Origin of the sequence: Xanthomonas sontii (genome assembly GCF_040529055.1) — a bacterium.
In the GTDB taxonomy this organism is placed as follows: domain Bacteria; phylum Pseudomonadota; class Gammaproteobacteria; order Xanthomonadales; family Xanthomonadaceae; genus Xanthomonas_A; species Xanthomonas_A sontii.
On the sequence record NZ_CP132342.1, the window covers coordinates 2,417,984 to 2,444,278 of the forward strand.

The window sequence follows — 26,295 nt, forward strand, 5'->3', positions numbered from 1 at the left end:
GATTCCTTAGCGCGGCGCGTCGGCGCCACGGGTGAACATGACCTGGAAGCCGCGCTTGAGCTGGGCGTCGCGGGCTTTCTCGAAGGCGGCGTTGGCGTCTTCCTGCTGCAGGTAGAGCTCGCGCCGCAGCTGCGCGCGGCCGCCGATCTGGCCGCTCTCGCGCAACAGTTCCCAGCCGCCGAGCAGGTCCGGCTGCAGGGTCAGCTGCAGGTAGCGTGGCGGCTCGTTGCCGTCGGGGCGTTGCTGGAGGAAGACGCGCATGTGCCGATTGTAGCGGGTGCCGGTGCAGGCGACGTGGCCCGGTCGGCGGAACGCAGCGGCCGCTCAGCCGGCACGGAAGCCGCGGCGATACGCCGACGGCGGCAACCCCAGGTCGCGCGTGAACTGCAGGCGCAGCGCGCCGGCACTGCCGAAGCCGCAGTCGGCGGCGATGCGCTCCAGCGGCAGGTCGGTGCGCTCCAGCAGTTGCTGGGCGCGGACCAGGCGCTGGTGCGCCAGCCACTGCACCACGGTGGTCCCGGTCACCTGGCGGAACTGCCGGGTGAAGCTGCGCCGACTCATCCGCGCGTGCGCGGCCAGCGCGTCCAGGCGCAGCGGCTGGTCCAGGCGCTGCAGCATCCAGTCCAGGGTCGGGCCCAACTGGGCGTCGCGGCGGCTGGCCGGCAGCGGCTGTTCGATGTACTGCGCCTGCCCGCCCTGGCGGTGCGGTGCCACCACCAGGCGCCGGGCGATGCGGTTGGCGACCTCGGCGCCGTGGCGGCGCCGCACCAGGTGCAGGCAGCAGTCGATGCCGGCGACGGTGCCGGCCGAGGTCAGCACGTCGCCGTCGTCCACGTACAGCACGTCCGGCTGCAGCCGTACCTGTGGATGGCGCTGCGCGAAGCGCGTCAGCGCCGCCCAGTGGGTGGTGGCGGGGCGGTCGTCGAGCAGGCCGGCGTCGGCCAGCACGAAGGTGCCCAGGCACAGGCCCACCACCTGTGCTCCGGCGGCGTGGGCGCGGCGCAGCGCCTGGCACAGCGCCGCCGGCGCCGGCTCGGCGGCGTCGCGCCAGGACGGCACGATCACCGTGTCGGCGCCGTCCAGCGCCTCCAGGCCGTGCTGCACCTGGATGGCGAAGCCGGCGTCGGTGCGCAGCAGTCCCGGCTCGGCGGCACACACGCGCAGGTCGAAGGCCGGCAGGTCGGTGTCCGGCCGCGCCTCGAACACCTGGCAGGGCACCGCCAGGTGGAAGGGGCTGATGCGATCGAAGGCGACCACGGCGATGCAATGCGGCGACATGGCCCGATTTTAGCGAAAACGGTGTTTCGGGCCACTCGTCGGCGCAGGTGCGGCCACCGACACTGGCTGCCCCTTCGCCGGAGTCACCCATGTCCTCTCCCCGCCGCGCCCTGCTGGTCATCGACGTCCAGAACGAGTACTTCGACGGCGCGCTGCCCATCGCCCATCCGCCGGTGGCGCAGTCGTTGCCCAACATCCTGCAGGCCATGGACGCGGCGCAGGCGCACGGCGTGCCGGTGCTGGTGGTGCAGCACACCGCGCCGGCGCAGGCGCCGGTGTTCGCCGAGGGCAGCGCCGGTTGGGCGTTGCACCCGCAGGTCGCCGCGCGGCCGCATGCGCGCCTGCTGCGCAAGACCCGGCCGAGCGTGTTCGCCGACACCGAGCTGGCCGACTGGCTGCAGCAGCACGTGATCGACACGCTGACCGTGGCCGGCTACATGACCCACAACTGCAACGCCTCCACCGTGTACGAGGCCTTCCACCGCGGGTTGGCGGTGGAAGTGCTGGGCGACGCCAGCGGCGCGCTGCCGTATGCCAACGCCGCCGGCCAGGCCAGCGCCGAGGAGATCCATCGGGTGTTAGGGGTGGTGTTCCACAGCAACTTCGCCGCGGTCGCCGACACCGCGCAGTGGATCGCGGCGGTGCAGGCAGGGCAGCCGCTGCCGCGCGACAACGTGCTGCAGTCCAACCGCCGCGCGCGGGACCTGGCATGAGCGGCATGCCGCGGGTGCTGCGTGCGCGCGAGTTCACCGGCAGCCGCGCCTGGGAGGCGCTGCCGGTGGCGCTGCTGGACGGGATCGGCGTGCGCATCCATTGGACGGACCAATCGTACGTTTGGCACGTCAACGACGGGGCGGAAGTATTCGTGGTGCTGGATGGGCAGGTGCAGATGCGCTGGCGCGCGCACGGCACCGAGCAGGCGGCGCTGCTGCAAGCCGGCGACGTGTTCCATGCGCCGGAAGGCACCGAGCACGTGGCGCACCCGCAGGGTCCGGCGCGGGTGCTGGTGGTGGAGCGCGACGGCAGTCCGTGAGCGTTCGGGATCCGCTCCTGACCGGCGGGGGCTTCGATAGCGCCCGGGACGTGCCGCCGTCGATGACGCGTGTACAGGGCGAAGCACACTGCGCGTTCTGATGTGCGTTCTATCACGGAGCCATCACTGGCGATCTGGCGTCATTGGGACAGGCTATGCCGCTGCGTGCGCACAGAGATCCTGGTGTCACGGCATCGCCAATCACCACGAGTGCGGACGCGGCCGGCATGCGAAGCCAGAGCGATGGGCGGTTCCCTGGGCAGCACCCAAACATCGGCGCGGAACGCGATCACGTCGCGCGCCACGTTGCCATCCACGATGACAGTGCGGCGCCGCGCGCAACACGCTGGCGTGCGGCGGGGTATGCGATGCCACACGCTGCGCGCGGCATGGGCCGGGTGGCACTGCTGGCCGGACTGGCCGCGCTCAGCCTGATGATCCTCGGCGCATGGGTTTGGCACGCGCACCGCCAGCAGCCCGCGCCGGCGCAGGAACCATTGCGCGTGCAGACCATGACCGTCGCGCCGCACCGGGTGCCGGACATCATCGAGACCTCCGGCACCCTGTTGTCGCCGCAGACCGTGGAAGTGCGCGCGCAGGCCGACGGGGTGCTGCAGTCGGTGCTGATCCATGACGGCGAGCAGGTCCACGCCGGGCAACTGCTGTTCACCATCGATCCGCGTCCGCTGCGCGCGGCGTTGGCGCAGGCGCGCGCCACCCTGGCCCGCGACCAGGCGCTGGCGGCGGATGCGGCCGATACCGAGGCGCGCTACGCCAAGCTGTCCAGGACCGGCGCGGTCGATCCCAAGACCTACACCACCGCGGCCGACACGCTGCGCTCGCTGCGCGGCACCGTCGCCGCCGACCAGGCGCAGGTCGAGCAGACGCAGCTGTCGCTGGCCTACACCCAGGTCCGCGCGCCCATCGACGGCCGCGCCGGCGCCATCGCGGTCAAGCCGGGCAACCTGGTGTCCAGCGGGTCCAGCACCGCGCTGGTCACGCTCAACGTCAGCACGCCGATCGAGGTGCGGTTCGCCCTGGCGCATGTGCAGGTCGATGCGGTGCGCGCCGCGCCGCTGGGGCACCAGGGCCTGGGGCTGCCGGTGCTGGCGCTGGATGCGGTGAGCGGCACGCTGCTCGAGCGCGGCGAGGTGGCGTTTCTCGACAACGCCTTCGACACCAGCAGCGGCACGCTGGAGCTGCGCGCACGCTTCGCCAACGCCGGCGCCACGTTGTGGCCGGGGCAGTTCGTCACCGTGCGGGTGATCCTGGCAGAGGACCCGCAGGCGCTGTCGGTGCCCGAGAGCGCTTTGCAGCAGGGACAGAAGGGGCCGTACGTGTACTGCGTGGTCGATGGCCACGCCGCGGCGCGGCCGCTGACCGTGGCGCGGATGGTCGACGGGCAGGCGGTGATCGCCAAGGGCCTGCGCGCGGGCGATCGCGTCATCCTCACCGTGCCCAACGAACTGCGCGACGGCACCGCGGTGCAATCCGGCAACCCGCACGCCACGCCGACCGCGGCGGCGACCGGACGGCCTGCGTGAATCTGTCGGCGCTGTTCATCCGCCGCGCGGTGATGACCTCGGTGCTGATGATCGCGCTGGTGCTGGCCGGCGGCATGGCCTACTTCGCGCTGCCGGTCAGCGAGCTGCCCGACGTCAGCTTCCCGACCATCACCGTCAACATGTCGCTGCCCGGCGCCAATCCCGAGACCATGGCCGCGGCCGTGGCGACGCCGCTGGAGCGCCAGTTCAGCGGCCTGCCCGGGCTGGACACGATGAGTTCGACCAGCAGCGTCGGCAGTACGCGCATCGTGTTGCAGTTCGCGTTGAGCCGCAATGTCGATGCCGCCGCGCAGGACGTGCAGAACGCGGTGTCGCAGGCGGCCGGCCTGCTGCCGCGCGAGATCAACCCCGCGCAGATCCAGAAGGAGGATCCCAGCGCCGCGCCGATCATGCACCTGATCCTGCGCTCGAAGACCATCGCGCTGCCGCTGCTCAACCAGTTCGCCAAGGATCGCGTGGCGCTGCGCCTGGCCTCGGTGCCGGGCGCCGGCCAGATCGATGTCAACGGCGCGCAGAAGTACGCGGTGCGCCTGTTCGTCAATCCGCACCTGCTCGCCGCCCGCCACCTGGGCTTCGACCAGGTGGTCTCGGCGGTGCAGGCGGGCAACAGCAACGCGCCGGCCGGCACGCTGATGGGGCGCGCGCGGTCCTACACCGTGCGCGCCGACGGCCAGCTCAAGCGCGCGGCCGATTTCGACGCCATGGTGCTGAGCTATGCGGACGGTGCGCCGGTGCGCCTGCGCGACGTCGGCCATGCCGAGGACAGCGTCGAGAACCTGCAGACCGCCGCCTCGCTCAACGGCCAGCGCGCGATCGAGATCAACATCCACCGCCAGCCGGGCGCCAACACGCTGTCGGTGACCCAGGGCATCCAGGCGGCGCTGCCGGGGATCCGCGCGCAGTTGCCCGGCGACGCCCAGCTCGACGTGCTCTACGACCGCGGCGACTACATCGGCGCCTCGGTGGAGGATGTGGAGTGGACCTTGGTCGGCTCGCTGGTGCTGGTGATCGTGGTGATCCTGCTGTTCCTGCGCAGCTGGATGGCGACCCTGATCGTGGCGCTGGTGCTGCCGACCTCGCTGATCGGCACCTTCGCGGTGATGCGCCTGCTGCACTTCAGCCTGGACAACATCTCGATGCTGGCGCTGACCCTGTCGGTCGGCTTCGTGGTCGACGATGCCATCGTGGTCATCGAGAACATCGTCCGCCACGCCGAGCAGGGCGCCAGCCGCATGGACGCGGCCATCGCCGCCTCGCGCGAGATCGGCTTCACCGTGCTGTCGATGACGGTGTCGCTGTCGGCGGTATTCCTGCCGATCGTGTTCATGGGCGGGCTGGTCGGAAGGCTGTTCTCCGAGTTCGGCATGGTGATCGCGATCGCGGTGATCCTGTCCGGCATCGTCTCGCTGACCCTGACGCCGATGCTCGCCAGCCGCTGGCTCGATCCGAAGAAGAGCACGGGCTGGGTATTCGAGCGCTTCGACCGGCTGGTCGACGCCAGCGAACGCGGCTACGCGCGCTCGCTGGCCTGGGCGACCGAGCGCATCGGCCTGATGTGCGTCATCGGTGTGGCCACCCTGGTCGGCACCGCCGGCGTCTACGCCGTGGTCGAGAAGGGCTTCATCCCGCAGGTGGATTCGGGAAAGATCGACGGCGATACCCGCGTGCCCGAGGGCACCGCCTTCGCCGACTTCGTGGCCAAGCAGGCGGCGGTGGTGAAGATCATCCAGCGCAATCCCAACGTGGCCAACGTGGAGTCGGTGATCGGTTCGGACAATTCGCTCAGCAACAGCGGGCGCCTGCTGATCGGGCTCAAGCCGCTGTCCGAGCGCAGCGGCAGCGCCGAGGAGGTGATCCAGGACGTGCGCAAGCAGGTCGCCGCGATCCAGGGCATCACCCTCAACATGCGCAATCCGCCGGCGATCGACATGGGGCCGACGGCCTCGAACGGATCGCTGCAGTACGTGCTGCAATCCACCGACCAGAAGGCGCTGTACGCCCAGTCCGACAGCATCCTGCAGCGCCTGCGGCAATTGCGCGACGTGCAGGATCCGCAGAGCGACCTGCAGCTCAAGAACCCGGAGATCGAGGTGGTCCTGCACCGCGAGCAGGCCGCCGCGCTGGGCGTCACCGCCGCCGGCCTGCAGGACACCCTGGCCAGCGCCTACGGTGGCCGCAAGATCAGCACCATCTACGGCGACACCGATCAGTACGAAGTGCTGCTGCAGGTCGACCCCGCGGCGCAGGCCGACCTCAACGGCCTGGATGCGCTGTCGTTCAACGGCAACCAGAATCCCGGCATCACCGCGATCGGCACGCAGACCTCCAACAGCAGCTCCGGCACCAGCGCAGTGCTGACCGCCGCCGGCGGCCCGATGGTGCCGCTGCGCGCGGTGGCCGACGTGCGCATGGGCGTGGGGCCGGTGGCGATCAACCATTACGCCGGCCTGCCGGCGGTGACGCTGTCGATGAACCTGGCGCCGGGCGTGTCGCTGGGCGAGGCCGCCGCCGGCATCGGCAACCTGATGGCGCAGACCCTGGGCAAGGACGACGCGCGCGCCATCAGCGGCCAGTTCGCCGGTTCGGCGCAGGCCTTCGAGAATTCGATGAAGACCTTGCCGATGCTGCTGCTGATCACCGTGCTGCTGATCTATGGCGTGCTGGCGATCCTGTACGAGAACGCGCTGCACCCGATCACCATCCTGACCTCGCTGCCGCTGGCCGGGTTCGGTGCCATCCTGATGCTGGTGCTGTTCCGCCAGGAGCTCAATCTCTTCAGCTTCGTCGGCCTGATCCTGCTGGTCGGGCTGGTCAAGAAGAACGGCATCATGATGGTGGACTGCGCGCTGGACCTTGAGCGCTCGGGCGATGCGCGCTGGCAGCAGCCGCGCGCGGCGATGCTGGAAGCGGCGACGGTGCGCTTCCGCCCGATCATGATGACCACCCTGGCGGCGGTGCTGGGCTCGTTGCCGATCGCGCTGGGTTTCGGCGCCGGCGCCGAGGCGCGGCGCCCGCTCGGCATCGCCGTGGTCGGCGGCCTGCTGTTCTCGCAGGCGCTGACCCTGTATCTGACCCCGGCCTTCCACATCGCGATGGCCGAGTGGCTGGCGCGCCGCCGCGCACGTCGCAACGGCACCGCGCCGCCATCGGCGCCGACGCTGCCGGAGCCGGCCTGATGCGCGCGCTCGCGCTTGGCGCCGCGTGTCTGCTGTCGGCGTGCAGCCTGGCCCCGGCCTATGTGCGTCCCGCCGCACCGATCCCGCCGTCGTGGCCGGTGGGCGACGCCTACCTGGCGCAGCACGAGGCCACGCTGCCGTCGCTGAGCTACCGGCAGGTGTTCGCCGACCCGCGGCTGCAGGCGCTGATCGCGCAGGCGCTGGACAACAACCGCGACCTGCGGATCGCGCTCGCCGATATCGCCCAGGCGCGCGCGCAGTACCGGATCCAGCGCGCGGCCCTGCTGCCGGAGGTGGGGACCAGCGCGACCTACACGCGCTCCTATCGCGGCAAGGGTGCGGCGCCGGGCAACGACGCGACCCAGGGCGGCAACGCAGCGGCCGCACCGGCTGCCGGTTATGCCAGCAACTACGACCTGGGCCTGGGCGTCACCGCGTTCGAACTCGACCTGTTCGGCCGGCTGCACGCGCTGAGCACGGCCGCGCAGCAGCGCTATCTGGAACAGGAAGCCGCGGCCCGGGCCACGCGCCTGACCCTGGTCGGCGACATCGCCACGACCTGGCTGACCTATGCCAGCGACCGCAGCCTGCTGACGCTCGCGCAGGACACCGAACGCAGCGCCGGCGCCAGCGTGGCGCTGACCGCACAGCGGGTGGATGGCGGCATCGTGCCGCATTCGGACCTGGATCAGGCCAACCAGGTGCTGCATGCCGCGCAGGCCGACCTGGCTGCGCAGACCACGGCGCTGGCGCAGGACGTCAATGCGCTGCAGTTGCTGGTGGGCGCTCCGGTCGATCCGGCACTGTTGCCGGGTTCGATCGAGGAGGTCGCGGCCAGCATCGGCGATCCGCCGGCCGGCCTGGACACCAGCGTGCTGCTGCGTCGGCCCGACGTGGTGCAGGCCGAATACGAACTGCGCGCTGTCAACGCCCAGATCGGTGCGGCGCGTGCCGCGTTGTTTCCCAGCATCAGCCTGAGCGGCCTGCTGGGCCTGACCAGCAGCGCGCTGTCGCAGCTGTTCACCCACGACGCGCGCACCGCGTCGGTGGGTGCCGGCGTCGCCTACACGGTGTTCGATGGCGGCGCGGCGCGCGCCAACGTGCGCTACACCGAGGCGCAGCGCGATGCCGCGGTGGCCGGCTACGAAAAGACCGTGCAGACCGCTTTCGGCGAAGTGGCCGATGCCCTGGCCCGGCGCGGCACCATCGATGCGCAGGTGCAGGCGCAGCGCGCGCTCCTCGCCGATGCCGCCAACACCTACGACGCCAGCGCGCAGCGCTACCGCGAGGGCGTGGAAAGCGCGCTGTCCAACCTGGATGCGCAGCGCAGCTACTACGCCGCGCAGCGCAGCCTGGTCGCGGTGGAACTGACCGCGGCCACCAATCGGGTGACGCTGTATCGCACCCTGGGTGGGGATGCGTCGCTGGAGCCCGGGCCGCGCTGAGCCCGCGCAGCCGCATGGACCGGTGCGCGAGTGCCGCTGCGGAGAACAACAGCGGCCGGTCGCTTGGTGCGCCCGTGTTTCAGCCGGCGGCCAGCACCGCCAGCACCTCGGCCTCGTCCACGTCGGGGACGATCTCGGCGTGGCCGATGCCGCGCCACAGCACCAGCCGCAGGCGGCCGGCCAGATTCTTCTTGTCCAGGCGCATGCGCGCCAGCAACGCCTCGGGCGCCAGCCCGGCCGGCAGCGCGGTGGGCAAGCCGAAGTCGTGCAGCAGCGCGCGCAGCTGCGCGGTGTCCTGCGCGCTGGCCATGCCCAGCCGCGCCGACAGCTCCGCGGCCAGCACCATGCCCACCGCCACCGCTTCGCCGTGGTTGAGGTTGGCGTTGTCCGGGGCGCCGTAGCCCTGTTCGGTCTCGATGGCGTGGCCGAAGGTGTGGCCGAGGTTGAGCAGGGCGCGCTCGCCCTTTTCCAGCGGATCGCGGGCGACGATCTCGGCCTTGTGCTCGCAGCTGCGCGCGATCGCCTGCGCCAGCGCCGCCGGCTCGCCGGCCAGCAGCGCGCGACGTTCGGCATGCAGCCATTCGAAGAACAGCGGGTCGCGGATGGCGCCGTACTTGATCACCTCGGCCAGCCCGGCGCGCAGTTCGCGCGGCGGCAGGCTGCGCAGCGCGGCGGTGTCGGCCAGCACCGCGCGCGGCGGATGGAAGGCGCCGACCAGGTTCTTGCCCTGCGGGATGTCCACCGCGGTCTTGCCGCCGACCGAGGAGTCGACCATCGCCAGCAGCGTGGTCGGCAGTTGCACGCAGTCCACGCCGCGCATCCAGCAGGCGGCGGCGAAGCCGGCCAGGTCGCCGACCACGCCGCCGCCCAGCGCCAGCACGCAGGCGTCGCGGGTGGCGCCCAGGGCGGCCAGCGCGGCGATCGCCGCGGCGAAGTGGTCCAGGGTCTTGGAGGCCTCGCCGGCGGGGATCACGAAGTCGCCGATCTGCAACTCCGGGCGTGCCGCCAGCAGCGCGCTGCGAACCTGCGCGGCATACAGCGGCGCCACCTGGCTGTCGCTGAGCAGCAGCACATGGCGGCCGCGCACGTGCGCGGCGAGGGCGGCGCCGTCGTCGAGCAGGCCGGGGCCGATGTGGATGGTGTAGGCCGGGTCGCCAGCGACCTGGACCGTGCGCGATGCTGCGGTCATGCAGTGGGTTCCGGAAGTTTCCACGACGCGGCCAGGCGCACGACCAGTTGCGCGGTGGCCTCGGCCGGGGTGAGGTGGTCGGTGTCCAGGATCAGGTCGGCGACCTCCCGGTACAGCGGTTCGCGCACCGCGTGCAGATCGCGCAGCACCTGCTCGCGGTCGCCACGCTGCAGCAGCGGGCGGCTGCGGTCGCGGTGCAGGCGCTGCAGTTGCGCGGCCACGCCCACCCGCAGGTACACCACGAAGCCGTGCTCGCGCATCTCGCGGCGGCTGTCGGCGTTGAGCACGGCGCCGCCGCCGGTGGAGATCAGGTGGCCGGGCGTGCTCAGGATGCTTTCCAGCACCGCGCGCTCGTGCTCGCGGAAACCGGCTTCGCCGGCGTGTTCGAACAGCGAAGCGATGCTGGCGCCGGTGCGCTCGACGATGGTCTGGTCGCTGTCGACGAAGACCAGGCCGAAGCGCTCGGCCAGGCGGCGACCGATGACGCTCTTGCCGGCGCCCATCGGGCCGACCAGCACCAGGTTGGGGGCGGGATTCATCCGCCGATGCTAGCAGAGACCGACGCCGCCCCGCGCGCCGCGCAGGCGCGTGCGCGGGGCCTTGCGCGGCGAAGCGTGCGTCGCGCGGTGCATGGCGCGACAATGGCGCATCGTCCGCCGAGTGCCTGTCGCCATGCCCGATCTCTACGCCGAAGCCCTGTCCACGTTCGCCGACCTGTTCGCCGAGGCGCGCACCAGCGACGAGGCCGAATACAACGCCATGGTCGTGTCCTCGGCCACGCTGGAGGCGCGCCCGTCGTCGCGGGTGGTGCTGCTGAAGGCCTACGACGCGCGCGGTTTCGTGTTCTACACCCATCTGGACAGCCAGAAGGGCCGCGAGCTGCAGGCCAATCCGCAGGCCTCGCTGCTGTTCCTGTGGCGGCGCATGCGCGAGGACGGGGTGCAGGTGCGCATCGACGGCGAGGTGCAACTGGTCGCCGCGGCCGAGGCCGATGCCTATTTCGCCTCGCGCCCGCGCATGAGCCAGATCGGCGCCTGGGCCTCGGCGCAGTCGCGCACGCTGGCCTCGCGCGAGGAATTCGAGGAACGCGTGGCCAAGGCCGAGGCCACCTTCGAGGGCCGCGAGGTGCCGCGTCCGGACGGCTGGGGCGGGTTCCGCGTGGTGCCGCGCAGTTTCGAGTTCTGGTACGGCGCCAAGTACCGCCTGCACGAGCGCTGGCGCTACGAGGCCGACGCCGCCGGCCACTGGAGCAAGCGGATGCTGTTCCCGTGAGCGGCGCCGGCCCCGCCTGCCGCGGCACCGCCGCCGCGGTGCGCGCGTGCTCGGGCGGGGCGCACTGAGCGTGGGCCCGCAGCGCATCGTCTGCCTGACCGAGGAGCCGACCGAGACGCTGTACGCGCTCGGCGAACAGCAGCGTATCGTCGGCATCAGCGGCTTCACCGTGCGCCCGCCGCAGGCGCGCCGCGACAAGCCCAAGGTCAGCGCCTTCACCAGCGCCAAGATCGGCGAGATCCTCAAGCTGCAGCCGGACCTCGCCATCGGCTTCTCCGACATCCAGGCCGACATCGCCGCCGAACTGGTACGGCATGGCGTGGAGGTGTGGATCGCCAACCATCGCAGTGTCGACGGCATCCTCGACTACATCCGCCGCCTCGGCGCGCTGGTCGGCGCCGGGCCACGCGCCGTGGCCTATGCCGACGAACTGCAGCGCGGCCTCGACGCCATCGCCGCGCAGGCCGCCACCTTGCCGCGGCGGCCGCGGGTGTACCTGGAGGAATGGGACGAGCCCATCATCACCGGGATCCGCTGGGTGGCCGAACTGGTCGGCATCGCCGGCGGCGACGACGTGTTCCCGGAACTGTCGGTGCAGCCGCTGGCCAAGGCGCGGATCCTGGCCAACGGCGACGAGGTGGTGCGGCGCGCGCCGGACATCATCCTCGGCTCCTGGTGCGGCAAGCGCTTCCGCCCCGAGCGCGTCGCCGCGCGGCCGGGCTGGGCGGCGATTCCGGCGGTGCGCGACGGGCAACTGTTCGAGATCAAGTCGCCGCTGATCCTGCAGCCGGGGCCGGCGGCCCTCACCGACGGCGTGCGTGCCATCGCCGACATCATCCAGGCCTGGGCCAGGGGTGTGGGCGCTCGCTAGGGCGCGTCTTCCAGGCCAAGAGTCGAACAGGCGCGACGTTCGTGTGTCGCCGCGGCATCGCCCCGCGAACGGATCGCTCTTCCTCGATCCTGCTTGTGGCGCGCGCCACCACGCCGCGGCGGGCGCCGGACGCGACGATTCCGTTAGCCCGGCGCCGGCTGGGTGCGGCCGGCGATGCCCAGGCCGAGCAGCGCCATGAGCGCGGCGACGGCGAAGGTCGACAGGTATGCAGCGGCGGCCGAGTACGCCAGCAGTGCAGCGAACAGGGAGCCGCCGACCGCCAGCGTGGTTGCCACCGCGATCGCCTCGCTCAACTGCAGCGCCGAACTGTTGCGGCCCTGCCGCGCCGGCGGCGACAGGGTCAGGGTCAGCACCGCCAGGGTCGGGTAGATCAGGCCCATGCCCAGGCCGGTCGCGGTCCAGCCGCCGATCGCCAGCGCTGCCGGCACTGCCGGCAGCAGCGCCAGCGTGGTGGTCGCGATGCCCAGCGCCATCAGCGTGCAGCCCAGCCGCAGCCGCCGCAGGCGGGTGGCATCGCGGCCGTAGTGGCCCTGATGCCAGGAACCGGCGAACCAGCCCAGCGCGCCGGCGCTCAGCGCCACGCCGGCCCACACCGGCGACAGCCCGCGTTCGCGCGACAGCAGTAGCGGCAGGAACGCCTCGCAGCCGAAGAACGCCGAGCCGGCGATGCCGCGCAGCGCGATCACGCTGGGCAGGCCGCGCGCGGCGCGCAGGGTGCCGGCCGGCAGCAGCCGCCAGGTGCACAGCGCCAACAGCGCCAGCGCCGACGGCAGCAGCAGCGCCGCCCACAGCCCACGCTGCTGGCCGCCCAGGTACAGCAGGCAGACGCCGGCCGCGGCGCCCAGCGACCACCGCCGCGCCGCGCCGCTGGCGCCGTCCGCGCTCGCGGCGGGCGGCAGGCGCCGCAGCGCCGGCCACAGCATCGCCGCCGCCGGCAGCGCCAGCAGCGGTACCGCCAGGAACACCCAACGCCAGCCGACGTGCTCGACGATCAGCCCGCTGATGCTGGGGCCGATCAGCGACGGCACCACCCAGCCGGCGGAGAACGCGGCGAACATGCGCGGGCGGATCGCCTGCGGATACAGCCGCGCGACCAGCACGTACAGCACGACCGAGATCGCGCCGGCGCCCAGGCCCTGCACCAGTCGGCCGGCGAGCAGGAATCCCATCGACGGAGCGAAGCCGGCCAGCAGCAGCCCGCAGACGAAGCAGGCCAGGCCGGTCCACAGCGGCGTCGCCGGCCCGTGCAGGTCGCTCCAGCGCCCGGCCACGGTCATGCCGATCACGCTGGTGGCCAGGGTGCCGCCGAACGCCAGCGCGTACAGCCGCAGGCCGTCCAGTTCGCGGGCCACGGTCGGCATCGCCGCGGCCACCGCCAGCGCCTCGAAGGCGATCAGCGACACCAGTGCGACCATGCCGATGGTGGTGGCGCGGTAGGCCGGCGCCAGCACGGAGCCGGCAGCGGCAGGGGCGGGTGGAGCAGCGGCGGTGGTGGCGTGGTCTTGCATCGGCGAACCTGGGGAAAAGGGTGGACGTCTGCCGGCGGCGACTTGCGTGGGCGCGTGCAGCCCGTGCAGCATGCAACCTCAACCGGACTCGAGGTCAAGCGATGCAGGAAGAACTGAGCGTCGGACAGGTCGCCGCGCGCAGCGGCGTGGCGGTGTCGGCGCTGCATTTCTACGAGAGCAAGGGCCTGATCCGCAGCATGCGTACCGCCGGCAACCAGCGCCGCTACGCGCGCGACGTGCTGCGCCGGCTGGCGGTGATCCGCGTGGCGCAACGCGTCGGCGTGCCGCTGGACAGCGTCAAGGCGGCCTTCGCGCAGTTGCCCGACGCGCGCACCCCGACCCGCGCCGAGTGGGCACGGATGTCGGCGGTGTGGCGCGAGGAACTGGACGCACGCATCCTGCAGCTGACCCGCCTGCGCCACCAGCTCACCGACTGCATCGGCTGCGGCTGCCTGTCGCTGCGCCGCTGCCGGCTCAGCAACCCGGCCGACACCCTGGCCGCGCACGGCGATGGGCCGCAGCGCTGGACGGAGGAGTGAGCGCTGCGTGCGCGCGCAGCCGCCGCGTGCAATGTCGCCCCGTCCACCGCTACCGCGTCGGGACTGAAGGGCACCTCTAAAAACCCCGCCTTTGGCATCATTGGTCTGGAGAACACGCCGAGGACGCCACGATGATCAGCCTGTTTGCCGGCCACGAACGCGAAGCCAAGCGGCAGCAGATCGGCGATCCTCTGGCTCTGCTGTCACGGCATATCGACTTTGCCGGGATTGCTCACGTCGTAGACGCGAAGCTGTCCTTGGGTACTGGCAAGCGCGGTGGCCGTCCGGCTTGGCCGACGCAGGTGATGATCAAGCTGCTGCTGTTGCAGCAGTTGTACAACCTCTCCGACGATGCGCTGGAGTACCAGGTGCTGGATCGGCGCAGCTTCCAGCAATTCCTCGGACTGGAACACAGCGGCAAGGTGCCCGACGCCAAGACGATCTGGGTGTGGCGCGAACGGCTCAAGACCAAGGATCTGATGGGCGACATCAGCGCGGCGATCGGTGAGCAATTGCAACGTGCCGGGTTCATTGCCCGCGGCGGTCAGATCATCGACGCCAGCATCGTCAGCGCTCCGATCCAGCGCAACACGCGCGAAGAGAACGCGCAGATCAAGCAGGGCGATGACGTCGGCCAGGACTGGAGCGATGCCAAGCGTGCGCAGAAGGATATGCAGGCACGTTGGACCAGGAAGCATGGGGTGGCGTTCTACGGCTACAAGCTGCACGCCAGCACGGACCGTCGCTGGGGCTTCATCCGCCGCTACGACGTGAGCGCGGCCAACGTGCACGACAGCCGTCACTTCGAGCAGGTGCTGGACCCGGACAACACCGGCCGCACGGTATGGGCCGATAGCGGGTATGCCGATGCAGCGCGGGAAGCAGACCTGAAAAGGCGTGGTTACCGCCCCGCGATCCAACATCAAGGGCATGCGCGCAAGCCCTTGAGCGAGGCAGCAAAGCGCCGGAACCGTCGAATTGCCAAGGATCGGGTGTTCGGCGAGCACCCGTTTGCGCGCTTGGCCCAACAAGGCGGCAAGTTCGTACGCTGCATCGGCTTGGCGCGGGCAAAGGTGGTGATCGGGCTGAAGGTCGCCAGCCATAACGTGATGCGGCTGGCACGGCTACAGGAGCGGGCCATGGCGCCAGCGTGATCGGCTGAGGTAGCCCAGCGGCCACCTCAGCCTCCCAACCACCACGATCAGGCGCCGCTCTGGTGCCGTTGCGACAGATGCTACCCCTGGCTCCAGGTCGTGGCAGGTTGTTCGAGGTGCCCTGAAGTCCCTCCCACAATTGACATTGACCGCGCTCGCTCTGCGCCGGTCGGTCTATGGATATTTCCGTAGGCGCGGTTGCAGCCGCGACCGGGGATTCCCGGTAATGCCAGTCGCGGCTGATCCCAAACAGGCGACAAGAGCCGCTTGTGTCAAATAAGGGTCTATCGTTGTAGGTGAGAGCGGAGTGCGGCAGGCCGTTTAGCCGCAGTGCCAGCAAGCACGAGTAGGAGTCAGCGCCGCCGCACTCCGGTTCTCCTGCCTGACAAGCCCGAACAGTTGCCCGAGTGACGAGCTCGAACTCCACAAGCATGGGCATCGGCAGGAGCGCTCTCGTCCATGAGTCTACTGCGGAGAACGTCTATGCGGCGCCATGTCGGGATCGATGTATCCAAGGCTGAGCTGGTCATTCATGTCCTGCCGGACGAGCAGGCCTGGACCCAGCCCAATACGCCACAGGGGCAGCGTGCGCTGGCCCAACGTCTGGCTGGGATGGACTGCGAGCGGATCGTGCTGGAAGCCAGTGGCGGCTACGAACATGCCGTGCTGCAGGTGCTCCGAGAGGCGGACCTGCCGGCAGTGCGGATGGCCGCCGATCGTCCGCGCAAGCTCGCCCAGGCCTTGGGCCTGCATGCCAAGACCGATGCCCTGGACGCGCGCCTGCTGGCCATCGCCGCCCAGCACATCCCGACCACCCCCACGCCCGTGGTGCCCGGGCACCAGCAGTCTCTTCGCGAACTGCTGGACCTGCGTGCCACCCTGGTGGGCCAGCGCGATGCCCATCGGCGGCGCTTGGAACACATTACCAGCGCCAAGGCGCAACACCGCTGCCGAGAGGTGATCGCCCTGCTGAACCAGCAGATCCAGACGTTGACGCAGGAGATCGAGCAGCAGGGCAAGACCTGCTCGAGCCTACCCAAGGTGCCTGGGCTCGGGACGATCCTGCGCGCGGTTCTGGCCGCGCGGCTGCCAGAGCTGGGCACGCTGCCGCCACGCAAGCTCGCTGCCCTGGTCGGGCTGGCCCCGTTCAATCACGACAGCGGTTGCTGGAAAGGCCAGCGCCGCATCAAAGGCGGACGTGCCGACGTGCGGCGCGTGCTGTACATGGCCACCTGGGCCAGCATCCGCGCCAAATCCCCCTTGGCCAACACCTACGCACGTCTGCGCGCAGCGGGCAAGCCGGCCAAGGTCGCCATCGTCGCCTGCATGCACAAGTTCCTGCGCTGGCTCAATGCCATCGCGCGCGATCAGGCCCCGTACGCTCCTCCTGTCATCGCAGGTGCATGACAGTTGACTCCTACGGCGGTTTGTGTTGCCTGCGCAACGCGGACGCGCGCTACGCGCTAGAAGTTGCGGGTGAAGCGCACCGTGCCGGTGCCGTCGGCACTGCGCACCTGCACCACGAAGCGCAACTGGTCGTGGGCGCTGCTGCGCACCGTTCCTACGTAGTCGGTGTAGGCGTCGGTGCGGACCGCGCGCAGCGCCACCGGCTGGCGCTGGCCGCTGAGGTCGGTCGCCACCGCCTCCACCGTGCCCACCGCCGGTGCTTCCTCGCCGCCATGCAGGGTGCGCAGCGCGATCATCACCAACGCGGTGTCGGCTTCGCGGGCGATGCCGTAGCGGCGCGCCACGTCTTCGCTCATCGCCAGGGTGGGCAAGGCGTTGTAGTGCACGCGTAGCGCGCCGAAGTCGGCCTGCGCCGGGGTAGCGGCGAGCAGTGTCGCCGGGCGTGGGGTGTCCTGGTCCGAGCAGGCGGCCAGGGCCAGGCACAGCAGCGCAACGGGCAGGACACGCATCGGCGTTCTCCGGGTTGGCGTGGCGAACAACAGGTCTTACGCAGTCGCCCGGGGGGATACGGACGGCGCACAGGAGTCGCAGTGTACGAGGGGGCGACGCCGATGCCGAGTACCGTCCGTGCCCGTCTGGTGCCCGCCGCGCTCAGTCGTCGTTGGCGGCGGACAGGGCACGGCCGCGTTGCGCCGCCGCGGCGATCGCGGCTTCAGTCAGCGCCTCGAAGCCGCCCCGCTGGAAGGTCTCGATCGCCGCCTGGGTGGTGCCGTTGGGCGAGGTCACCCGCCGGCGCAGTTCGCTCGGCGCCTCGCCGGATTCGGTGAGCATGCGCGCCGCGCCGAGCACGGTCTGCAGGGTCAGGGTACGCGCGGTGTCGGCGGGCAGGCCCTGCGCGATGCCGGCCGCTTCCATCGCCTCGGCGAGCAGGAACACGTAGGCGGGCCCACTGCCGGACACCGCGGTGACCGCATCGATCAGCGCCTCGTCCTCGACCCACACGGTGACCCCGGCGGCGGCCAAGACGCGCTCGGCGTGGGCGCGCTGGCCGGCATCGACGCCGGCGCTGGCGAACAGGCCGGTGACGCCGGCGCCGAGCAGGGCCGGGGTGTTGGGCATCGCGCGGACCAGGGCGTGCCCGCCGCCGAGCCAGCGGTCCAGTTGCGCGGTGGTGATGCCGGCGGCGATGGACACCAGCAATGGCCGCTGCGCCTGCGCCAGCGTGGCCAGTTCGGTGCAGACCCCGCGCAGCACCTGCGGCTTGACCGCGAACATCCACAGCGCCGCGCCGTCGGCGGCCTCGGCCGCGGAGGCGACGGCGTGGACGCCGTACTCGGCGACCAGGGCCTCGCGCAGCGCCGCCACCGGCTCGGCCACACGGATGCGGCGCGGATCGGCGCCCTGCCGGACCAGCCCGGCGATCAGGCTGCGCGCCATGTTGCCGCCGCCGATGAAGGCGATATCGGCCGCTTGGGAATCGGGGGAAGCGGAAGCCATGTGCGCACCGTCGCAAAGAGGGAGCGCCATGGTAGCGGCTGCGCCGGGCCGCGTTGCTGCGGTGCGGCGCAGTCCGGGTCACGCTGCGGAAGAACGCGCCGGCCGCCATGCGGACCGGCGCGACGGACTCAGTTGGACTCGGTGAAGGTGATCGACGGCGTGCTGCCGCCGGCCGTCGAGCAGCTGCCCAGGTTGAGGTTGTTGGTCTCGCCGGTGCTGCCGGCATTGGCCGCGCAGGTCGGGGCGGCGGTGGAGCCGTTGGTGGCGGCCACCTTCACCGTGATCGACGAGCCGGAGTTGAAGTTGGCGCTGGAACCGCCGGCGTTGCCGACCACGTTGAACTCGGCGTCCTTCCACACGGTGGCCAGCTTGACCACGCTGTCCCTGGCGCTGACGCTGTAGGCGGTGCCGTTGTTGGTGAAGGTGATGGTGTCGTTGCCGTTGGCGGTGGCCGAACCGGTCAGCTTGAGGTTGGCCAGTTGCGTGGCCGGCACGTCCGGCGCGCTGACCGCATTGCTGTTGCGGTAGCAGTCCGAACCGCCGCCGCTCATCCAGCCGCTCGGGCAGCTGCTGCCGTAGCCGATCAGCCAGTACTGCATGAACACCGCGGCCTGGCCCTGGGTCTCGTAGTCGGTGGCGTAGACGAACTGCTGCCACACGGTGCAGCCGGAGCGGCCGCCGCAGACGCTGGTGGTGGCGTTGTAGTTGGAGTTGATCTGCAGCGAGTACTCGTTCGGGCCGAGGATGCCGCCGCCGCCGAAGGAGGCCACGCCCACGCCTTTCTCCGAGGTCACGCCGGTCACCTGCGGGAAGCTGCCCACGACCTTGCTGATCAGGCTGCTGGAACGCAGCGCGTAGTCGTAGCCGTTGCCGGTGGTCTCGGTGGCGCCGAACAGGATCTTGTGCGGGATCGGATGCACGCGGCGGGTCAGGGTCTTGCAGACGTCCGTTTGCCACTGCGTATCGGGGAAGTTGGCATGGAAGCAGCCTTCCGCCGGCGTCGGTTGATGCGCCATGGTTTCGCGCCAGGCGGTGCGTGCCTGGACTTCCGCGGGCGACATCATCGCTTCTTCGTTGGTCCAGGCCGGCGTCGCCGTCGGCGCGGCCATGGCCGCGGGGACGTGCAGCAGACCAATGACGCAGGAGGCGAACAGCAATCGGGTGGATGCTTGCATCTGTGACCTCGTTCGAGCCGAGCGCATTCGGCAATGGACTGCGGAGTACCCGCGGTCGGCCGACATGGAAGCGAAGCGCGTGCGTCTGAAACGTGACTGAATTAACGGTTTGCAACCGTGTCGCATGGTTCAGGAAGCGCTGTCGGCGCGAACCTTTCATTCATCCCGAAATTCTATGGTTTTCAACGAGATCGCCTACGACAGAATTCCGATGTTGGTGAATCGTTTTTGAAGCGGCCGTAGACAAATCATCACGGTGTCACGGGCACTGCGGTAATGCGGCGCGGCAGCAGCCGGTTCAGCCGGAAGCGCGCGGACCGCGCGCCCCGAACAGGGCGGTGCCGACCCGCACCATGGTGGCGCCGGCGGCGATGGCGTCGGCGAAGTCGCCGCTCATGCCCATCGACAAGGTGTCGACCTGCGGGTGGGCGGTGCGCAGCCGCGCGAACAGGGCGTGCATGCGCGCGAACGCGTCGATGCGGCGTTCGGCCTCCGGCCATGGCGCGGGAATGGCCATCAGCCCGCGCAGCGTCAGCGCCGGCTGCGCGGCGATGGCCGCGGCCAGCACGTCCACGGCGTCGGGCTGGCAGCCATGCTTGCTGGCCTCGTCGTCGATGTTGACCTGGATCAGCACGTTCAGCGGCGCGCGTTCGGGTGCTGCCGCGCGGCCCTTGGCCAGGGCGGCGACCAGCTTGGGCCGGTCCACGGTCTGCACCCAGTCGAACAGCGTCGCCGCCTGTTCGGCCTTGTTCGACTGCAGGTGGCCGATCAGATGCCATTCCAGTCCGGCCTCGGCCAGCGCGGCGATCTTGGCCGCCGCTTCCTGCACGTAGTTCTCGCCGAAGGCGCGCTGCCCCTGCGCGGCCAGCGCCGCCACGGCCTCGGCCGGCTGGGTCTTGGACACCGCCAGCAACTGCGCGTGCGGGCGCCCTGCGGCGTCGGCGGCGCGGTCCATGTCCAGGCGAATCTGTTGCAGCGGAGAGAGGGGCACGGCGGCGTTCCGGCAAAGGGAAGGGCGCTATACTGCAGGCCGGGGAATCATCCTTCCAGTCGCAGCCCAAGGGGAAAAGCAGCGTATGGATATCGCTGAACTATTGGCGTTCTCGGTCAAGAACAAGGCGTCCGACCTGCACCTGTCCGCGGGCCTGCCGCCGATGATCCGGGTCGATGGCGACGTCCGCCGCATCAACATTCCGGCGCTGGACCACAAGCAGGTGCATGCGCTTGTCTACGACATCATGTCGGACAAGCAGCGCCGCGACTACGAGGAATTCCTCGAGGTCGACTTCTCCTTCGAGATTCCCAGCCTGGCGCGCTTCCGCGTCAACGCGTTCAACCAGAACCGCGGCGCCGGCGCGGTGTTCCGCACCATTCCCTCGGAAGTGCTGACCCTGGAAGACCTCGGCTGCCCGCCGATCTTCCGCCAGCTGATCGACCAGCCGCAGGGCCTGATCCTGGTCACCGGGCCGACCGGCTCGGGCAAGTCGACCACGCTCGCCGGCATGATCGACTACATCAACAAGAACGAATACGGCCACATCCTCACCGTCGAGGATCCGATCGAATTCGTGCACACCTCGCAGAAGTGCCTGATCAACCAGCGCGAGGTGCACCGCGACACCCACGGCTTCAACGAGGCGCTGCGCTCGGCGTTGCGCGAAGACCCGGACATCATCCTGGTCGGCGAGTTGCGCGACCTGGAAACCATCCGCCTGGCGCTGACCGCGGCGGAGACCGGCCACCTGGTGTTCGGCACCCTGCACACCAGCTCGGCGGCCAAGACCATCGACCGCATCATCGACGTGTTCCCCGCCGGCGAGAAGCCGATGGTGCGCTCGATGCTGTCCGAGTCGCTGCGCGCGGTGATCTCGCAGGCGCTGCTGAAGAAGGTCGGCGGCGGCCGCACCGCGGCCTGGGAAATCATGGTCGGCACCCCCGCCATCCGCAACCTGATCCGCGAGGACAAGGTCGCGCAGATGTACTCGGCGATCCAGACCGGCCAGCAGAACGGCATGCAGACCCTGGACCAGCACCTGCAGGACCTGGTCAAGCGCAGCCTGATCACCCGCAACCAGGCCCGCGAGTACGCCAAGGACAAGCGGTTGTTCGAGTGAGGCCGGGAATCGGGAATAGGGAATCGGGAATGGGAAGAGCAACCGCCCCATCCTTCCCGCTTCCGGATGCCCGCTGCTGCGATTCCCGATTCTCCATTCCCGATTCTCAGCTCCGAAGGAGCCGACCATGAGCACCATCGACTTCACCTCCTTCCTGAAACTGATGGCGCACCAGAAGGCGTCGGACCTGTTCATCACCTCGGGCATGCCGCCGGCGATCAAGGTGCACGGCAAGATCACCCCGATCACGCAGACGCCGCTGACCCCGCAGCAGAGCCGCGACCTGGTGCTGAACGTGATGACGCCGGCGCAGCGCGAGGAGTTCGAGAAGACCCACGAGTGCAACTTCGCCATCGGCGTGGCCGGGGTCGGGCGCTTCCGCGTCAGCTGCTTCTACCAGCGCAACCAGGTCGGCATGGTGCTGCGCCGGATCGAGACGCGCATTCCCAGCGTGGACGAGCTGAACCTGCCGCCGGTGATCAAGACCCTGGCGATGACCAAGCGCGGCATCATCATCTTCGTCGGCGCCACCGGCACCGGCAAGTCGACCTCGCTGGCGGCGATGATCGGCTACCGCAACCAGAACTCCACCGGGCACATCATCACCATCGAGGACCCGATCGAGTTCGTGCACAAGCACGAGGGCTGCATCATCACCCAGCGCGAGGTCGGCATCGACACCGACAGCTGGGAGAACGCGCTGAAGAACACACTGCGCCAGGCGCCGGACGTGATCATGATCGGCGAGGTGCGCACCCGCGAGGGCATGGACCATGCCATCTCCTTCGCCGAGACCGGCCACCTGGTGCTGTGCACCCTGCACGCCAACAACGCCAACCAGGCGATGGACCGCGTCATCAACTTCTTCCCCGAGGACCGCCGCAGCCAGCTGCTGATGGACCTGTCGCTGAACCTGCGCGGCGTGGTCGCGCAGCAGCTGATCCCGACCCCGGACGGCAAGGGCCGCCGCGTGGCCATGGAGATCATGCTCGGTACGCCGCTGGTGCAGGACTACATCCGCGAGGGCGAGATCCACAAGCTCAAGGACGTGATGAAGGAGTCCACCAACCTGGGCATGAAGACCTTCGACCAGAGCCTGTTCGAGCTGTACCAGGCCGGCGAGATCAGCTACGAGGATGCGCTGCGCCACGCCGATTCGCAGAACGAGGTGCGCCTGCGCATCAAGCTGGCGCAGGGTGGCGACGCGCGCACCCTGGCGCAGGGCCTGGATGGGGTCGAGATCGCCGAGGTGCGCTGAGCCTGGTGGGCGAGCGCAGGGCCGGCCGCAGGGTGCGCCGGTGCGGAACCAGGATCGCGCCGGTTGTCTCGCGTTCTTGTACGGGTGTCGAGTTTTCAATCAAGCGTCCGTCGTCGGTCCATCGTGGACGCGTCAGCCGAAGGAGGGAAGCCGCCATGAACGAACTGCCTGAAGTGCTTTGGTCGAACGAGCCGCATGCCGGCGACTACATCAATTCCGTGGCGGTGTCCGACGATGGCAATGTCATCGTCGCCGGCACCTTCTTTCACGATTACGGCGATACGACGCAGACGTCCGGGCTGGACGCAGTGCCTGTCGAGCAGCGCAAGGTCTTCGAGCGTATCGCGCCTGCTGCCACGCGCAGCGACGTCGGCAACGATCAGCAAGGGTGTTACGGCACCTACGCCTGGGATGGGGCCGGCAACCTGCTGCTGAAGAAGGAATTCGAAGGCTGGCAGGGCGTGTACTGGGTCGATGTCGCGGGGGACGGGGGCACCATGGCCAGCTGCGGCTGGAAGAGCCAGCAACCGTACGCCGGCTTCATCGGTGCCTGGGCGGTCTCGGGCGGGAAGGAATTGCTGTCCTATGCGCTCCCCGGTCGCGGCAACATGGTGTCGCTGGACGCGCGTGGGCAAACGTTGCTGGCCGGGGCCGAGCAGGGCTATCTGTTCTGCCGCGAGGGCGACGCGTCCTTCGGTGCGCCCGTGTGCATCGCGCTGAGCGCCGGCGGCACCGGCGACAGCGCTGACAGCGTCATCGCCACCGGCCTCGCCGCCGATGGCACGATCGGACTGGTGGCCAGCGCACAGGGCGAGATCATCCTGTTCTCGATCGCAGCGGGACAGCCGGGGACGCTGACGCGTTGGCAGTTGCCCAAGCAGGCCCGCGTCCATGCCGCGGCGCTGTCGGGCGATGGCCGTCGCGCCTATGCCGGCGCCAGCGACGGCACGCTGTATGCGTTCGACGTGGCGGCGTTCCAGAAAACGCCTGGGCCGGCCTGGACCGAGACGGTGCCCGAGGGCGCCACCACCATCTACGGGGTGGCCTGCGATCGCGCCGGCAACAAGGCCGCGATCGCCGGCAATCTCAAGGGCGGTGGCGTCGTCGCCGTGTACGCCGATGCCGGCACCGCCGCGACGCTGCAGTGGACCGCGCACAGCGCGCACTCGCCCAACTGCCTGGCGTTCGACCCCGACGGGCGCTGGCTGGGGCTGGCCGATGGTCATCCCGACGGGACGCCCGGCGGGTTCACCCTCTGGAACGCGGTCGACGGCACGGCGCTTTGGTCCTATGGCACGGACAACATGAGCTGGCCGATCCGTCTGAACAGCGGTGCCACGGTAGTGGTGGGCGGCAGCGACGACGGCTCGGTCACCGCCTTCGCCGGCCCCGGTTCGGCGATCGGCCGTGGCCGCGCGGAGTCGGATGGATGACAGGCCGGGACGCCGAGGCGCCGTTGCGTACGCGCGTCGCGGCGCCGCGCCGTCCCGGCGCGCTGCTGGTGCTGTCGGTGGTGCTGGTGGCGGCGTGGCTGGCGGTCTTCGAGTTGGCGCGGGTCCTGGACTACCAGCCGCATGCGAGCCTGTGGTTCCCGCCGGTGGCGGTGACGCTGGCCACGTTCATGGTGCTGGGCTGGCGCGGTGCGCCGGCGATCGCCAGCGCCTGCGTGCTGGCCACGCTGCTCAGCTTCTATCGCACCAGCGGCCACCCTGTGGTCCCCGGTCGGGCGGTGCTGGGATACGCGCTGTTGTTCACCGCCCAGCAGTTCTGCGTCTGGGGTGGGCTGGCCTGGCTGCTGCGCCTGGTCGGCCGTGGGGTGTCCTCGAGCAGCCTGCCGCGTGTGGTCACCTGCTTCATCCTGGGGGGCGGCGTGGCGTCGCTGCTGTCTGCCTGCCTGGGCGGCGCGGGGCTGGCCGTCACCGGCGCGACCGACTTGCCGAGCATGCTGGCGCAATTGATCCCATGGGCGATCGGCGACTACGCCGGCCTGCTGGCGCTCGCCCCGCTGGCGATCGTCGGGGTGCTGCGCCTGGCCGAGTGGCTGCAGATCGTGCCGCAGCCGGGTATCCCGCGCCTGTCGGGGATGGTCGCGCCGGCCGGAAGCGTCTCTGCCTACCTGGTCAAGCTCGCGTTGCTGCTCGGCGTCACCCTGGCGGTGATGGCGCTGGCGGCGGCGTTGCCGCGGCAGCCGGCCGTGGTGTTCGCGCTGTTCGTGGTGGTGGTGATCCAGTTGTGGATCGTGCATACCCACGGGATGCTGCAGGCGCTGGTGGCGATTGCGGCCTTCAGCCTGCTGATTGCCGTGGCCACGCCGTTGCTGCGGCTCGAGGCGCAGGCGCTCGCGCTGCAGTTCGCCATGATCAGCCTGGCGGCGAACAGCTACTTCGGCCTGGCCGTCCCCGGGCTCTATGCCGACAACACGCGGCTGCGCCATGCGCTGGTGCGCGATCCGGTGACCGCGGCGCTGTCGCGCACCGGATTCCTGGAGCAGGTGCTCAACGATCTGCAAGTGGCCGCGCAGGACTCACGTCCGCTGGCGGTGATCGTCGCCGACATGGACAACCTCAAGGCGATCAACGACCAGTTCGGACACGCCGCCGGGGATGCGGCCCTGCGCGCCTTCGTCAAGCGCTGCCGGCGTTGCCTGCGACCGGGCCAGTTGCTGGGGCGCCGGGGCGGGGACGAGTTCGCGCTCTACCTGCCGCTGACCACGCCGGAGAGGGCGCAGGGGCTGATCGACGCGCTGCGCGGTGCGCTTGCCAAGCCCGGCGACGACGACGGATTCGCGACCGCACTGTCGGCCAGCTTCGGCCTGGCCCTGTGCCACCGCCGGGATCTGGACGCGGAGGCGCTGGAGGAATTGCTCGCCCGCGCGGATGCGGAGATGTACGCGGACAAGCGGCAGCGCCGCGCGGTGGCTGTGCGCTGAGTGTTCTCCGTTTCCCGTCGGGACCATGGCGCCCTTCTCGAGGGAAGGTGCCCCGAAGGGGGTATGACGGTAAGGGCGAAGTCTCGCGTTTCTGTTTCGGCGGGACGCTTCGCGCCGTACCCTCACCCCAACCCCTCTCCCGAGGGGAGAGGGGCTTTAGCTGTTCCTTCTCCCCTCGGGAGAAGGTGCCCCGAAGGGGCGGATGAGGGGACGGTGCGCCAGAATACGAGCCATGCAAACCGACAACCCCTACGCCGCCCCGGTCGCCGCGCTGCCTGACACCGCGGCCGCTGCGGCACCCGCCGACCCGCTGTCCACGCTGTTCGCGCCCTCGGCGGCCAAGCTGGTGCTGCTGTGCGCGACCAGCTTCGGCTGGTATGCGCTGTACTGGTTCTACCGCAACTGGCGCGCCTTGCGCCTGCTGTCCGGGCGACGACGCATCTCGCCGGTGTGGCGCTCGGTGTTCTCGCTGCTTTGGGTATTCGCCTGCTTTCGCGGGCTGGAACGCATCATCGGCCCGCAGCGTGGCGCCCTGGTCGGCTGGCTGGGGCCGGCGTTGGCCTATGTCTGCCTGAGCCTGCTCGGCGTGTGGCCCTCGGCGCTGTCGCTGTTGACGCTGCTGACCTGGACGCCGGTCCTGCTGGTCAACCAGCGCCTGGCGCGGTTCAAGCAGGCGCGTGGCCTGCCGCAGAGCGCGGCCGAGCGCTTCACTGCCTGGACTTGGGCGTGGCTGGCGATCGCCGGGCCGTTGGCGCTGCTGGTGATGATCACGATGATCAGGGCGGTGACCATCGGCCACTCCATCGACATCGATCTGCCGCAGCGATAGGTCACGAACGCCAGGCGGAATCGGGGAGGCCACAG

Annotated in this window: 24 protein-coding genes; 15 read left to right on the forward strand and 9 right to left on the reverse strand. The window is 70.2% G+C overall.

Going from position 1 to position 26,295, the window contains the following annotated elements; all coding sequences use genetic code 11:
• Nucleotides 1-6: 6 nt before the first annotated feature.
• Nucleotides 7-261 (reverse strand): WGR domain-containing protein, encoded by a 255-nt coding sequence (locus RAB70_RS10105; RefSeq protein WP_010344159.1) that lies wholly within the window; start codon nucleotides 259-261, stop codon nucleotides 7-9.
• Between the two features lie 63 nt (nucleotides 262-324).
• Complete coding sequence (locus tag RAB70_RS10110; RefSeq protein ID WP_148827678.1) at nucleotides 325-1,278, reverse strand: GlxA family transcriptional regulator; 954 nt, start codon at nucleotides 1,276-1,278, stop codon at nucleotides 325-327.
• Between the two features lie 89 nt (nucleotides 1,279-1,367).
• Here RAB70_RS10110 and RAB70_RS10115 point away from each other — a divergent pair, with 89 nt between their 5' ends.
• From RAB70_RS10115 to RAB70_RS10135, 5 genes are all read left to right on the forward strand, one after another.
• Nucleotides 1,368-1,991: a cysteine hydrolase family protein gene (locus RAB70_RS10115; protein WP_148827679.1), complete on the forward strand. Its 624-nt coding sequence runs from the start codon at nucleotides 1,368-1,370 to the stop codon at nucleotides 1,989-1,991.
• Nucleotides 1,988-2,311, forward strand: a complete 324-nt coding sequence (locus tag RAB70_RS10120; RefSeq protein WP_148827680.1) for a cupin domain-containing protein — start codon at nucleotides 1,988-1,990, stop codon at nucleotides 2,309-2,311. The genes RAB70_RS10115 and RAB70_RS10120 overlap by 4 nt, the downstream gene beginning before the upstream one ends.
• A gap of 368 nt (nucleotides 2,312-2,679) precedes the next feature.
• Nucleotides 2,680-3,855 (forward strand): efflux RND transporter periplasmic adaptor subunit, encoded by a 1,176-nt coding sequence (locus tag RAB70_RS10125; protein WP_225851521.1) that lies wholly within the window; start codon nucleotides 2,680-2,682, stop codon nucleotides 3,853-3,855.
• Entirely contained in the window at nucleotides 3,852-7,052 is a 3,201-nt protein-coding gene (locus RAB70_RS10130) for an efflux RND transporter permease subunit (protein ID WP_148827681.1), read from the forward strand. Before RAB70_RS10125 ends, RAB70_RS10130 begins: the two co-directional genes overlap by 4 nt.
• Nucleotides 7,052-8,497, forward strand: a complete 1,446-nt coding sequence (locus tag RAB70_RS10135) for an efflux transporter outer membrane subunit (RefSeq protein ID WP_148827682.1) — start codon at nucleotides 7,052-7,054, stop codon at nucleotides 8,495-8,497. Before RAB70_RS10130 ends, RAB70_RS10135 begins: the two co-directional genes overlap by 1 nt.
• Nucleotides 8,498-8,576: 79 nt before the next feature.
• Here RAB70_RS10135 and aroB read toward each other — a convergent pair whose 3' ends face one another.
• Together aroB and RAB70_RS10145 are read right to left on the reverse strand one after the other, a co-directional pair.
• The gene (aroB, locus tag RAB70_RS10140) at nucleotides 8,577-9,686 is read right to left on the reverse strand and encodes a 3-dehydroquinate synthase (protein ID WP_148827683.1); all 1,110 of its coding nucleotides are present in this window, start codon (nucleotides 9,684-9,686) and stop codon (nucleotides 8,577-8,579) included.
• A complete protein-coding gene (locus RAB70_RS10145; RefSeq protein ID WP_010344147.1) occupies nucleotides 9,683-10,225 on the reverse strand; it encodes a shikimate kinase in 543 nt (180 codons plus the stop codon). Before RAB70_RS10145 ends, aroB begins: the two co-directional genes overlap by 4 nt.
• 133 nt (nucleotides 10,226-10,358) lie before the next feature.
• Between RAB70_RS10145 and pdxH the strand changes: the two genes are divergently transcribed.
• Nucleotides 10,359-10,958, forward strand: a complete 600-nt coding sequence (gene pdxH, locus RAB70_RS10150) for a pyridoxamine 5'-phosphate oxidase (protein ID WP_017910874.1) — start codon at nucleotides 10,359-10,361, stop codon at nucleotides 10,956-10,958.
• Between the two features lie 70 nt (nucleotides 10,959-11,028).
• Nucleotides 11,029-11,829 carry a cobalamin-binding protein gene (locus RAB70_RS10155; RefSeq protein WP_148827689.1) on the forward strand — a complete coding sequence of 267 codons (801 nt, stop codon included), beginning with the start codon at nucleotides 11,029-11,031 and terminating at the stop codon, nucleotides 11,827-11,829.
• A 143-nt stretch (nucleotides 11,830-11,972) separates the two neighbouring features.
• Here the strand turns inward: RAB70_RS10155 and RAB70_RS10160 are convergent, their stop codons facing one another.
• Nucleotides 11,973-13,358, reverse strand: a complete 1,386-nt coding sequence (locus tag RAB70_RS10160; RefSeq protein ID WP_148830385.1) for an MFS transporter — start codon at nucleotides 13,356-13,358, stop codon at nucleotides 11,973-11,975.
• 101 nt (nucleotides 13,359-13,459) lie between these two features.
• Here RAB70_RS10160 and soxR point away from each other — a divergent pair, with 101 nt between their 5' ends.
• The 3 genes from soxR (at nucleotide 13,460) to RAB70_RS10175 (ending at nucleotide 16,458) form a co-directional block, all read left to right on the forward strand.
• A complete protein-coding gene (soxR, locus tag RAB70_RS10165) occupies nucleotides 13,460-13,897 on the forward strand; it encodes a redox-sensitive transcriptional activator SoxR (protein WP_148830386.1) in 438 nt (145 codons plus the stop codon).
• 131 nt (nucleotides 13,898-14,028) lie between these two features.
• Complete coding sequence (locus tag RAB70_RS10170; protein ID WP_148829423.1) at nucleotides 14,029-15,051, forward strand: IS5 family transposase; 1,023 nt, start codon at nucleotides 14,029-14,031, stop codon at nucleotides 15,049-15,051.
• A 483-nt stretch (nucleotides 15,052-15,534) separates the two neighbouring features.
• Nucleotides 15,535-16,458, forward strand: coding sequence for an IS110 family transposase (locus tag RAB70_RS10175; protein ID WP_026143295.1), 924 nt, complete (start codon nucleotides 15,535-15,537; stop codon nucleotides 16,456-16,458).
• A 56-nt stretch (nucleotides 16,459-16,514) separates the two neighbouring features.
• On the opposite strand, the gene RAB70_RS10180 is transcribed toward RAB70_RS10175, so the two are convergent.
• The 4 genes from RAB70_RS10180 to RAB70_RS10195 all read right to left on the reverse strand — a co-directional run bounded on the left by RAB70_RS10180 (nucleotide 16,515) and on the right by RAB70_RS10195 (nucleotide 20,085).
• Entirely contained in the window at nucleotides 16,515-16,967 is a 453-nt protein-coding gene (locus RAB70_RS10180) for a DUF4426 domain-containing protein (protein WP_148829671.1), read from the reverse strand.
• Between the two features lie 142 nt (nucleotides 16,968-17,109).
• Nucleotides 17,110-17,955, reverse strand: coding sequence for a pyrroline-5-carboxylate reductase (gene proC, locus RAB70_RS10185; RefSeq protein ID WP_148829670.1), 846 nt, complete (start codon nucleotides 17,953-17,955; stop codon nucleotides 17,110-17,112).
• A 128-nt stretch (nucleotides 17,956-18,083) separates the two neighbouring features.
• Complete coding sequence (locus RAB70_RS10190; RefSeq protein WP_017913913.1) at nucleotides 18,084-19,112, reverse strand: hypothetical protein; 1,029 nt, start codon at nucleotides 19,110-19,112, stop codon at nucleotides 18,084-18,086.
• Between the two features lie 316 nt (nucleotides 19,113-19,428).
• Nucleotides 19,429-20,085, reverse strand: coding sequence for a YggS family pyridoxal phosphate-dependent enzyme (locus RAB70_RS10195; protein WP_230979398.1), 657 nt, complete (start codon nucleotides 20,083-20,085; stop codon nucleotides 19,429-19,431).
• Nucleotides 20,086-20,206: 121 nt separating this feature from the next.
• On the opposite strand from RAB70_RS10195, the gene RAB70_RS10200 reads away from it, so the two are divergent.
• The 5 genes from RAB70_RS10200 to RAB70_RS10220 all read left to right on the forward strand — a co-directional run bounded on the left by RAB70_RS10200 (nucleotide 20,207) and on the right by RAB70_RS10220 (nucleotide 26,260).
• Nucleotides 20,207-21,244, forward strand: coding sequence for a type IV pilus twitching motility protein PilT (locus tag RAB70_RS10200; RefSeq protein WP_010344138.1), 1,038 nt, complete (start codon nucleotides 20,207-20,209; stop codon nucleotides 21,242-21,244).
• Nucleotides 21,245-21,371: 127 nt separating this feature from the next.
• Nucleotides 21,372-22,502: a PilT/PilU family type 4a pilus ATPase gene (locus tag RAB70_RS10205; protein WP_010344137.1), complete on the forward strand. Its 1,131-nt coding sequence runs from the start codon at nucleotides 21,372-21,374 to the stop codon at nucleotides 22,500-22,502.
• Between the two features lie 5 nt (nucleotides 22,503-22,507).
• A complete protein-coding gene (locus tag RAB70_RS10210) occupies nucleotides 22,508-23,935 on the forward strand; it encodes a WD40 repeat domain-containing protein (protein WP_225851698.1) in 1,428 nt (475 codons plus the stop codon).
• Nucleotides 23,932-25,431 (forward strand): diguanylate cyclase, encoded by a 1,500-nt coding sequence (locus tag RAB70_RS10215; RefSeq protein ID WP_148829668.1) that lies wholly within the window; start codon nucleotides 23,932-23,934, stop codon nucleotides 25,429-25,431. Before RAB70_RS10210 ends, RAB70_RS10215 begins: the two co-directional genes overlap by 4 nt.
• Before the next feature lie 232 nt (nucleotides 25,432-25,663).
• On the forward strand, nucleotides 25,664-26,260 hold the full coding sequence (locus RAB70_RS10220; RefSeq protein ID WP_148829193.1) for an MFS transporter permease: 597 nt from the start codon (nucleotides 25,664-25,666) through the stop codon (nucleotides 26,258-26,260).
• The last annotated feature ends 35 nt before the right edge of the window (nucleotides 26,261-26,295 follow it).